The sequence below is a fragment of the Thioclava arctica genome, from assembly GCF_040892615.1.
Taxonomy (GTDB): domain Bacteria; phylum Pseudomonadota; class Alphaproteobacteria; order Rhodobacterales; family Rhodobacteraceae; genus Thioclava; species Thioclava arctica.
Genome location: NZ_JBFRYC010000003.1, coordinates 144103 through 153644 on the forward strand (window position 1 = coordinate 144103; position 9542 = coordinate 153644).

12 protein-coding genes are annotated in these 9542 nt (G+C 59.4%); 4 read left to right on the forward strand and 8 right to left on the reverse strand.

Translation table 11 applies throughout. From position 1 onward, the window contains the following. Positions 1 to 68: 68 nt before the first annotated feature. From AB4874_RS06255 to AB4874_RS06265, 3 genes are all read right to left on the reverse strand, one after another. Positions 69 to 593: an isopentenyl-diphosphate Delta-isomerase gene (locus AB4874_RS06255; RefSeq protein WP_368391333.1), complete on the reverse strand. Its 525-nt coding sequence runs from the start codon at positions 591 to 593 to the stop codon at positions 69 to 71. Positions 594 to 733: 140 nt separating this feature from the next. Continuing rightward, complete coding sequence (secB, locus tag AB4874_RS06260; protein WP_368391334.1) at positions 734 to 1237, reverse strand: protein-export chaperone SecB; 504 nt, start codon at positions 1235 to 1237, stop codon at positions 734 to 736. 84 nt (positions 1238 to 1321) lie between these two features. Further along, on the reverse strand, positions 1322 to 1822 hold the full coding sequence (locus tag AB4874_RS06265) for an FxsA family protein (protein ID WP_368391335.1): 501 nt from the start codon (positions 1820 to 1822) through the stop codon (positions 1322 to 1324). Between the two features lie 120 nt (positions 1823 to 1942). On the opposite strand from AB4874_RS06265, the gene AB4874_RS06270 reads away from it, so the two are divergent. Genes AB4874_RS06270 through AB4874_RS06280 form a run of 3 tightly spaced genes read left to right on the forward strand, consistent with a single transcriptional unit; the run spans position 1943 to position 4084 of the window. Then, entirely contained in the window at positions 1943 to 2602 is a 660-nt protein-coding gene (locus AB4874_RS06270) for a Tim44/TimA family putative adaptor protein (RefSeq protein WP_368391336.1), read from the forward strand. A 4-nt stretch (positions 2603 to 2606) separates the two neighbouring features. Further along, complete coding sequence (gene mltA, locus AB4874_RS06275; RefSeq protein WP_368391337.1) at positions 2607 to 3494, forward strand: murein transglycosylase A; 888 nt, start codon at positions 2607 to 2609, stop codon at positions 3492 to 3494. Next, positions 3491 to 4084 carry a Smr/MutS family protein gene (locus AB4874_RS06280; protein WP_368391338.1) on the forward strand — a complete coding sequence of 198 codons (594 nt, stop codon included), beginning with the start codon at positions 3491 to 3493 and terminating at the stop codon, positions 4082 to 4084. Before mltA ends, AB4874_RS06280 begins: the two co-directional genes overlap by 4 nt. Here AB4874_RS06280 and AB4874_RS06285 read toward each other — a convergent pair. Genes AB4874_RS06285 through hslV form a run of 4 tightly spaced genes read right to left on the reverse strand, consistent with a single transcriptional unit; the run spans position 4081 to position 8153 of the window. Beyond that, entirely contained in the window at positions 4081 to 5175 is a 1095-nt protein-coding gene (locus tag AB4874_RS06285) for an alpha/beta hydrolase (RefSeq protein WP_295530853.1), read from the reverse strand. The genes AB4874_RS06280 and AB4874_RS06285 overlap by 4 nt on opposite strands. 55 nt (positions 5176 to 5230) lie before the next feature. Continuing rightward, entirely contained in the window at positions 5231 to 6538 is a 1308-nt protein-coding gene (gene hslU / locus AB4874_RS06290; RefSeq protein ID WP_368391339.1) for an ATP-dependent protease ATPase subunit HslU, read from the reverse strand. Positions 6539 to 6541: 3 nt separating this feature from the next. Next, positions 6542 to 7603 carry a hypothetical protein gene (locus AB4874_RS06295; protein WP_368391340.1) on the reverse strand — a complete coding sequence of 354 codons (1062 nt, stop codon included), beginning with the start codon at positions 7601 to 7603 and terminating at the stop codon, positions 6542 to 6544. Then, entirely contained in the window at positions 7596 to 8153 is a 558-nt protein-coding gene (hslV, locus tag AB4874_RS06300; protein ID WP_295530845.1) for an ATP-dependent protease subunit HslV, read from the reverse strand. Before hslV ends, AB4874_RS06295 begins: the two co-directional genes overlap by 8 nt. A 91-nt stretch (positions 8154 to 8244) precedes the next feature. Between hslV and AB4874_RS06305 the strand changes: the two genes are divergently transcribed. After that, positions 8245 to 9150: a hypothetical protein gene (locus AB4874_RS06305; protein ID WP_368391341.1), complete on the forward strand. Its 906-nt coding sequence runs from the start codon at positions 8245 to 8247 to the stop codon at positions 9148 to 9150. A 43-nt stretch (positions 9151 to 9193) separates the two neighbouring features. On the opposite strand, the gene trxA is transcribed toward AB4874_RS06305, so the two are convergent. Continuing rightward, the gene (gene trxA / locus AB4874_RS06310) at positions 9194 to 9514 is read right to left on the reverse strand and encodes a thioredoxin (RefSeq protein ID WP_038127961.1); all 321 of its coding nucleotides are present in this window, start codon (positions 9512 to 9514) and stop codon (positions 9194 to 9196) included. Between the last annotated feature and the right edge of the window lie 28 nt (positions 9515 to 9542).

Sequence of the window (9542 nt, forward strand, 5' to 3'; positions counted from 1 at the left end):
GAGGATGCGCGAAGTTCCGCGACCATTGTGAACGTGATAGGCGGAAATCTACCAAGGCAATGTCAGGTCTAGCAGATCAGAGTCGAAAAAATGCGGTCCATATGCTCGGCGAGATAGATCCGCAGCCATTTTGAAAACCGCTCGGGATGGCGGCGGACCTCGGCGGCCAAATCATAAAGCCCCACCCAACACGTCGCACTGACCTCGTGGGGATCGGGGGTGATCTGCAATCCGGGACGGAAATGGGCAAGATATACCTCGACCACCTCATGTTCGATAAACCCGTCCTCCACGTCGGCGCGATATTCCACACGATCCGCATGGGCCGGATACAGCCCGGTGATCCCCAATTCTTCGCGCAGGCGGCGAACGGCGCAATGCTCAGGGCGCTCATCCCAATCAGGGTGCGAACAACAGGTGTTTGACCATTTCCCCACCGAATGATCTTTGCCCGCCGCGCGTTTCTGGATCAGCAACTGGTCGCCATCCATGACAAAAATAGAGACCGCCCTGTGGCGAAGTCCCCGCGCATGCGCTTCATTCTTGTCAACCGGCATCAGCGTGTCGCCGACCCAGGCTTGAATCCGTGTCATCGTGATCGCGCCCCATGCGAACGCGCGCTGCAAACGCAGAACGCCGCCATAGGATGAGTATGGCGGCGTTCAAAGTCACGGTGTCAGCTTGTCCCTGAGGCAGCATGCCGCGCCTCGGGGCTGTCAAGCGGGCAGAACGATCAGGACAGGGTCGCTTGCTCACCCGATTCCGATTGCTGGCGACGTGCCAGTTCGGCGCGATACAGCGCTACGAAATCCACGACCTCAAGGTTGAAGGGCGGGAAGCCTCCATCGCGCGTCACGTCCGAAACGATCCGGCGCACGAAGGGGAACAACTGGCGCGGGCATTCAATCAGCAGGAAGGGGTGCAGCTGGTCTTCGGGCACGCCCTCGATGTGGAAAATTCCGCCGTAATCGACTTCGAGCAGATAGAGGGTCGAATTGTCGGTCTGGTTCGTCGCGGTGACTTTGAATTTCGAGATCACTTCATACTGGTCGTCTTGCGCGCGTTTCTTGGCGTCAAGGCTCACCTGAACCTGCATTTCGGGCTGGATATCAGCCGCTTGCAGCCCTTTGAGGGCGACGTTGTTCTCGAACGAAAGATCGCGCACAAACTGCGCGAGAATATTCATCCGCAATTGTGGCTGTTCAGCGGTATCGGCGCCATTGGCTTGATCAGTCATCTCTATCTCCAACCTTGTTTGCGCCGGGTGTAGCATTGCTCGGCGCGTGTCTCAATTCTCAATAACGGGTCTTGGCAACTTGTCTCAATGCCGAGTCCAACCGGATGGCCCGTCGCGCGGTGGCGTGCGTGGGGTTATCTCGTCGATTTCCTCGGCATCAATGACATCAGGATCGTGCGGACGCCGGCGATCTGCCCCACCCGGAGGAAACGGCCCGCCGCCCATCTCAAAGCGCGCGACCGTCACCCGGCTGGCGAGCCGCGTCATCACCCAGTTGCGCACACCGGGGATCAACAGCAACAAGCCCAACGCGTCGGTGAAAAACCCCGGCGTCAGCAGCAGCACACCCGCAACCAAAATCATCGCCCCATGCGCCAAGGGCCGCGATGGGTCGCTTAGCTCATTGAGGGAACGGCGCAAATCCTCAAGCGCGCGCGCGCCTTCGCGACGCACAAGCGTCGTGCCCAGAACAGCTGTGATCACCACGATTGCAAGCGTCGGCCCCAAGCCGATCGTCCCACCGACCTTGATGAACAAACCGATTTCAATCAGCGGCACGGCCAAAAAGGCCAAAAAAATCCACATATCATCCTCTTTTTCCGGTCCGCGCGCTTATGGTCGCGCAGGTGGACTTGATCCTGTTGCTGCCTTACATAAGTAGCCTACACGCGATACACAAATGCAGTCCGTTTCACAGGGGTTTCGATGTCCAGCGCCGTCATCCAGTTAATTGTTCTCGCGGCGATCGCGATCTTTTTGATTATTAAGCTGAAAAATGTCCTCGGGACGCGGGACGGCTATGAACATCCGATTGAACCCGAGCAACAACCCGCCCCCGTCGCGAAGCGCGATTTTGAGGTGATCGAAGGCGGGCCCGACCCCGACATCGTCGATCATGTTGACGAAGGATCAACCGCCGCCGTGTCGCTGGCTGCGATGAAGCGGGTGGAGCCGAAATTTTCAGTCTCGGAATTCCTGCAAGGTGCGCGCGGCGCGTATGAAATGATCCTGATGGCATTTGAGACGGGCGATATCGAGAAGATCAAGCCATTCCTCTCGCCCGAGGTCTATGAGGCGTTTGAGGGTGCGGTGAATGCGCGCAAGGAACAAGGGCTTGATGTTCAAGCCGAGTTCCTTGGATTGCGCGAACTGGTTCTGAGCGGTGCCGATTTCGACCATGCCACGAACGACGCCGAGGTGACGGTGCGTTTTGGCAGCGAACTGATCTCGGTGGCGCGCAATACGGCAGGCGAGGTCGTCGAGGGCGATCCCAAAGCGCCACGCAAACAGCGCGACGTCTGGACCTTTGCGCGCAAGATGGGCAGCAATGACCCGAACTGGCAGCTTGTCGCCACGGGCGGCTGAGTGCGTGGCTTCTAAGTTGCACAACCTTCCCGGCTGGGACCGGGATGATCACGCCGCCGCATGGGCGGCGTTTTGCGTCACTGCCGATCTGTTCGGTTTTGCCCCCGCCCAAACAGACGATCCACGCGCTGCGTTTGAGACCTTGTTCGAACCTGTCGAGATCGATGGCGAAAGCGGCGCGCATTTCACCGGATATTACGAACCGGAACTGACGGGCGCGCGCATGAAATCCGCGCGCTTCACGCATGCGCTTTATGCGAATCCCGGCGGTATAGAGCCTGATCAGCCTTGGTTTTCTCGCGCCGATATCGCGGCAGGTGATTTGCTGGCAGGCCATGAACTTGTCTGGGTTGAAGACGCGATCGAGGCGTTCTTGGCGCAGGTGCAGGGCTCGGTGCGCATCAAGCTGGACGATGGTCAATCGCTGCGCCTTGGATATGACGGCAAGAACGGGCACCCCTATCGTTCGATCGGTGCGCAACTGGTGGCGCAAGGTGTCGCCCCCGTCGCAGAGATGACGCCTGATCGCATCCGCGACTGGTGCAAGGCGCATCCCGAACAGGTGCAAAACCTGCTCAATCACAACCCGTCCTTTGTGTTTTTCCGCGTGCTTGATCTGCCCGACGATATGGGCCCGCCCGGCGCAATGGGACGCCCTGTCACGCCCGGGCGCACCCTTGCCGTCGATCCTGAAATCGTTCCCTTGGGCAGCCCGGTCTGGATTGACTGCCCCGGCTTTGGCGCACGTCTGATGGTGGCGCAAGATATCGGGTCCGCCATCAAGGGCGCGGGACGTGGCGACATTTTTATCGGGTCGGGTTTACAGGCAGGCGAACGTGCGGGCGCGATCAACACCCTAGGTCGCATGGTCGTCCTACGGAGACGCGCATGAGTGGGCGGCGCAAACTCACCCCCGAAGAGCGTGAATTGTGGTCTCGCGTCGCCGCCAGCACCCGCAGTATCCGCGAGAAACATGACGATTCCGCTGAATTAGAGTCTTTTCTCGACGGAACACCACCGCCAAAACCGCCCAAGCCAGAGCTACGCGGTTTTCATCTGGGGCAGCATTCGAAACCCAGCGCGCAGCGCTTTGACCTCGCGCCCAGCCCGGGCGAACACCTGGCACGCCAACCCGTGGTGATGGATCACAAGGCCCATAAGGCGATGACGCGTGGCAAGCTGAAACCCGAGGCGACGCTGGATCTGCATGGCATGACGCTGACCGAGGCGCATCCTGAACTGATCCGATTTATCCTCAACACCCAAAGTCACGGCAAACGGCTGGTGCTTGTAATCACAGGCAAGGGCAAGCGCGGCGACGATGATGGGCCGATCCCGCGGCGCGTTGGCGTGCTGCGCCATCAGGTGCCGCAATGGCTGCGCATGCCACCACTTGCGCCTGCGGTGATGCAGGTGAACGAGGCTCATCTCAAACATGGCGGCGGCGGTGCCTATTACGTGTATCTGCGCCGTCTGCGCTAACCCCCGGATTGCGCCAGAGGGCTGAGCACGATCTGGGTCGCGTTGTCGACCGTCAGTATGACCGCCGAAGCAAGGCTTGTGCGGCCGATCTGCTCTCCAGTCAGAACCTTTGCCACCTGCCCGGCCCGGTCCAGCAATTTGATGAGCGCCGGAGATTGGGCGAGATCGAAATGCCCGTCACCCACGCTGAACGCACCAACATCAACGATGGTGATCTTGTAGCGCGCGACGCGTTTGAAATCCTTGAGATCGCCCAGCCGATCCTCGGCACCGGAAAGTCGCGCCGATAGTTGCAGGGCTCGATCGCGTTGAGAGGTGAAGATAACGAAGGGCTGCGGCAATGTTTTGAGAGCTTGCGCCTGCGACAGAAACACATCGACGGCAATATCTGGCGAGATCAGAATCACGCCGTTAATATCCCTCAACAGGCTCTGATCATGCCCCAAAGCCTCTTGGCGCAGCACTTCCATCGTCAGCTGCGCCCCCAAAGAATGCCCAATCAACAAAATCTGGCGCGCCCCGGCTGCCTGCAAATCCTCGAGTAGCTCGGACAAGCCATCGCGCGCGAACAGGGCGGAATCGCGATCATAGGCATAGCCCAGAACATGCGCGCGCGAGGGCCACGAATAATGAACGAACACGCCGGGCAGATCGAAATCCGTGCCCAACTGTGCCATCCGATACAGCCCCTCGGAGAAGTCGTTGTTAAAGCCATGAACGAACACCACCGCTTGCCCGTTCTGCCGCGCCAGAGCAGCCCTTAGATCGCGACGAAACGCATTTTGCGACATGTCGATCTGGGCGCTTGAAACCATGAACTGGGTCTGCGGGTCCGCAGGTTGTCCGTCCTTTGGGTAGTCGATTGTGCCGCTCTGATGATCAGGGGGTGTCGCTACGTCAAACTTCGCCAGACGCAAATCGAAACTCCGCTCCGTCCCAAAAGGCTGCCCGGTTTCAGGATTAGGCGCACGCGTGGAGCCGACAAAAATCGTGCGTGCCTCGGGGGATGGCTGGGCCAAATAGGCAAGCCGACCGCGCGGAGCGCAGCCAGCCAGCACGACCAAAACCATGACAATCAGCACGCGCAGCATGTTCGCCCCCGATCAGACGCCCACACGATAGCAAAGCTGCGCTACGATACCACCATCAAAGAACGTAACGGCTTAAATCGCTGTCACGAGTCAACGCCCCGATTTCCTTTTCAACGAATGCGGCATCAATCGTCACGCTTTCGCCTGCACGGTCGGGCGCGGTAAAGGCCAACTCCTCAAACACCCGTTCTATGACGGTATAGAGTCTGCGTGCGCCGATATTTTCAACCGAATAGTTCACCTCTGCAGCGATCCGGGCAAGCGCCTCAATGCCATCTTGCGTGAACTCAACACTGACGTCCTCAGTCGCCATCAGCGCCATATATTGCCGGGTGAGCGCATTATCCGTCTCGGACAAGATTCGCGTGAAATCTTGTTCCGTCAAAGCGCGCAACTCGACCCGGATCGGCAGGCGACCCTGCAGTTCGGGCAGCAGATCCGAGGGTTTGGCGATGTGGAACGCGCCGCTGGCGATAAACAGGATATGATCGGTCTTCACCGGGCCATATTTGGTCGAGACGGTCGTGCCTTCGATCAAAGGGAGCAAATCGCGCTGCACCCCCTCGCGTGAGACATCCGCGCCGCGCGCATCGGCCCGCGCCGTCACCTTGTCAATTTCGTCGATAAACACGATGCCGGAATTTTGCACCGCCTCAAGCGCGGCTGTTTTGACCTTTTCATCGTCCAACAGCTTGTCCGCCTCGTCCGAGATCAGCGCCTCATAGCTTTGCGCGACCGTCATCTTGCGTTTGGCCGTGCGGTTGCCGCCGAACGCCTTGAACAGGTCTTGCAGACCCTGCATCTGCGTTTCCATGCCCGGTTGGCCGCCCATCATCCCCATCGGCATGCCACCTGAGGTGTCGGCGATCTCTACCTCGATCACCTTGTCGTCCAGCACGCCATCGCGCAGCTTCTTGCGAAACATCTCACGTGTGGCCTCACGCGCATCTGTGCCCGCCAAAGCCTCGATCACCCGATCTTCAGCCGATTTATGCGCCTGGGCCTTGACCGCCTCACGCATCTGTTCGCGGGTTTGCGTCATCGCCACATCGGTCAAATCGCGGATGATCTGTTCCACATCGCGCCCGACATAGCCAACTTCGGTGAACTTGGTCGCCTCAACCTTGAGGAAGGGCGCGCGGGCCAGCTTGGCCAGACGGCGCGAAATCTCGGTCTTGCCGACCCCGGTCGGGCCGATCATCAGGATATTCTTGGGATAGACCTCATCGCGAATATCATCGGCCAGCTTATGGCGACGCCAGCGATTGCGCAGCGCCACGGCGACGGCACGCTTGGCTTCTTTCTGCCCGATAATGAACCGGTCGAGTTCGGAAACGATTTCGCGGGGGGTCAGATCGGTCATGGATCACTCCGTAACATAAGGCGGCAAACGAGACTTGCCGGGGAATTGTGGAAGCAGGCGCATCAGGCGGGTGCGCAGCTCGGTCCAGAACGAGCCAAGCGCGGTCAGCGCCAGCCCGATCAGGATCAGCACCACCCACCAACTGCGCGGATCGGCGGCATCGCCAAACGCATAGAAGCTGAGAAAGATCATATAGCCGATGCCTGCGGTAAAGAATGACCGTCGGTCGATAATCAGCGCCAGCGCCGCGGCCACGATCAACGCCACCAAAAGCAAGCCATACCCGGTGCCCGGCCCCATCTTGTAGAATGTCAGCGCTACGGTATTCACCAGCGCAGGCGCAGCCAGCACATGCAGCCAAAAGCCCGAGGCCGATTGCCGCCCCAGCCGGTACGGATCGCGCATATCAAACCAGATGCCGCCCGCCAACGCGAGACAGCCAAACAGCAGCATCGCCAGCGAGATTGACGAGCCGCGCGCAAGATCGAACATATCGACCGCCCGCGCCATCTCGACATTCGGTCCCAACCCCTTGGCAAGGTTAAGCAGGATTGCAAGCACGCATAACCCGACCAAGAACATCGAAAAAGGCACGCGATAGCGCAAGAACCACGCGATCAGTGCCAACGCCGTAACGCCCAGCGCGAGGTTAAAACTTGGGTCCTCCGCGACAAAGCGCATGCCGAGCACAGGAATGCCGAGGAAACTCGCCAGAACCGCGCCCGCCAACGTCACCGTCAGCAGGATTGAGGGCAGCACCATGCGGCGCTTGCGGGTGAAATACTCGGCAAACAGTGCGGTGAGGGGGATCAGGAAGATATAGCCACTGTGCCCGCCCAGAAACAGCAAGAAGCCAAACGAGCCCGTGATCAGGATCGCAAGGCCGACGGTCACGAAAATCTCGGCAAAACCGCGAAACAGCTCAAACGGTTCGTCCTCTGCCGGGAGGGCGGCACGACCGGAGATGCGGTTGGCGGCCAGTGCCATCACGCTCGCTGCCTGTGCCTCGCTCAGATGACCGGCGGCGACTGCAGCGCGCAGATCGTCCTTCGTGATCTCACTCACCGATTGTCTCCACGGTCAGGTTTCCGTTGGTATAGACGCAAATATCGGCAGCGATTGCCATCGCCTTGCGCGCCACGGCCTCGGCGTCCAGATCGGCTTCCATCAAGCCACGCGCTGCCGCCAAGGCAAAATTCCCGCCCGAGCCAATCGCCGCGATGTCATTTTCCGGTTCAAGCACATCGCCCGCACCCGTCAGAACGAACAGATCCTTACCATCGGTCACGATCAGCATCGCCTCAAGATTGCGCAGATATTTGTCCATCCGCCAGTCTTTGGCCAGATCGACGCAGCTGCGCGCCAACTGGCCCGGTGATGCCTCGAGCTTTTTCTCAAGCCGTTCGAGCAAGGTAAAAGCATCCGCCGTCGATCCTGCGAAACCCGCAACGATATCATGCCCGCCGGGGCTAAGCCTGCGGACCTTGCGCGCAGTGCCCTTGATGACGGTCTGGCCAAGGCTCACCTGCCCATCGCCCGCCACGACCACGCGGCCCCCTTTGCGAACGCCAATGATCGTTGTGCCGTGCCAGCCGGGGAACTTGTCATCTGCCATAACTACCTCCGTGTTATCGCAGATATGAGGCCGCAAGCCGCGCCCTGCAACCCCGCTTGCCCGGTTCGCCCGGGCGCGCTAGCGTCCGGCCATGACAGAGCGACACCTCTCCATCTACCTTGACCCCACGACCCTCTCTCAGGTGCGCGAGGGACAGCACAATTTCTTTGCGCGTCTGATTGGCGCTTTGAAAGCCGTGGATTGGGGTGTCAACCTGCATGAAACCGGCCCAATCGCCCGGCGCGATGCCCGCAATAAACCCGGCTACGCGCTGTATCACATGGAGCCACCAACGCACGCACGCGCCCTCACCTGTCGACGCAGCTATGTTGGCGCGTTTTGGCATATTGAAGACAGCGCTGAACGCTGGGAATGGCCCGTCGCCAAGGCAGCATTCGACGCTGATGAAATTGACGGACAAGAGGCAGCCAAGTTCTTCGGAATATGGAAAAATAGGCTCTATCCCGGCGTTAACCCGACGAATGAGCGCGATCTCGCACTGATCGCCTTGCAGGGCAAGCTGCGCGATCACCGCTCGTTTCAGGCGATGAGCCCGATCCAGATGATCGAAGAGGTCTTGGCGCGCCATGCGGGGCCCGTGGTGGCAACTTTGCACCCGAAAGAGATTTACACAGCTGACGAGATCGCCGCGCTTGAGCAGATCGCGTCACGCTTTTCTCGCTTTCACTTTCAATTGGGCGGCTCGCCAGCCTTGCTGCCCAAATGCCAATTCGTCGCCACGCAGAACAGCGCCTTGGCGCTTGAGGGGTATTTCCTGCGCAAACCGGCAATCCTCTTTGCGAAGTCAGAGTTTCACCACATCGCAGGTTCGGTTTCGCGTGACGGCCTTGAAGCGGCGTTTCAATATCGCGATCAAACACCACCGGTCGCGCGTTATCTTTACTGGTTGTTACAACTCAACGCGCTGAACGCAGGCCGCCCTGAATTCGAAGAGCGTCTGCGCGCTCATCTAAAGAATTTCGGCTGGCCGATATAAAAAAGGCGCCCGAAGGCGCCCTTTCGTAGCAGTTTCAAAACCCTCAGATCGACGATTCGATCCAGCTTTGCAGCGCGGCTTTGGGGGCGGCACCGACTTTATTCGAAACGACCTCGCCGTCCTTGAACAGGAACAGCGCCGGGATCCCGCGCACACCCAGCGTCGCCGGGCTGTCAGGGTTTTCATCGACGTTAATCTTCACAACTTTGATCTTGCCCGACATTTCTTCGGACAGTTCTTCAAGCGACGGACCGATCATCCGGCAGGGGCCGCACCATTCGGCCCAGAAATCAACGACGACGGGAACGTCGGATTTGCGCACTTCTTCATCGAAAGTGGCGTCGGTAACAGCAACGGTAGCCATATCAGCCTCCTGAAAATTCGGTTGGTGT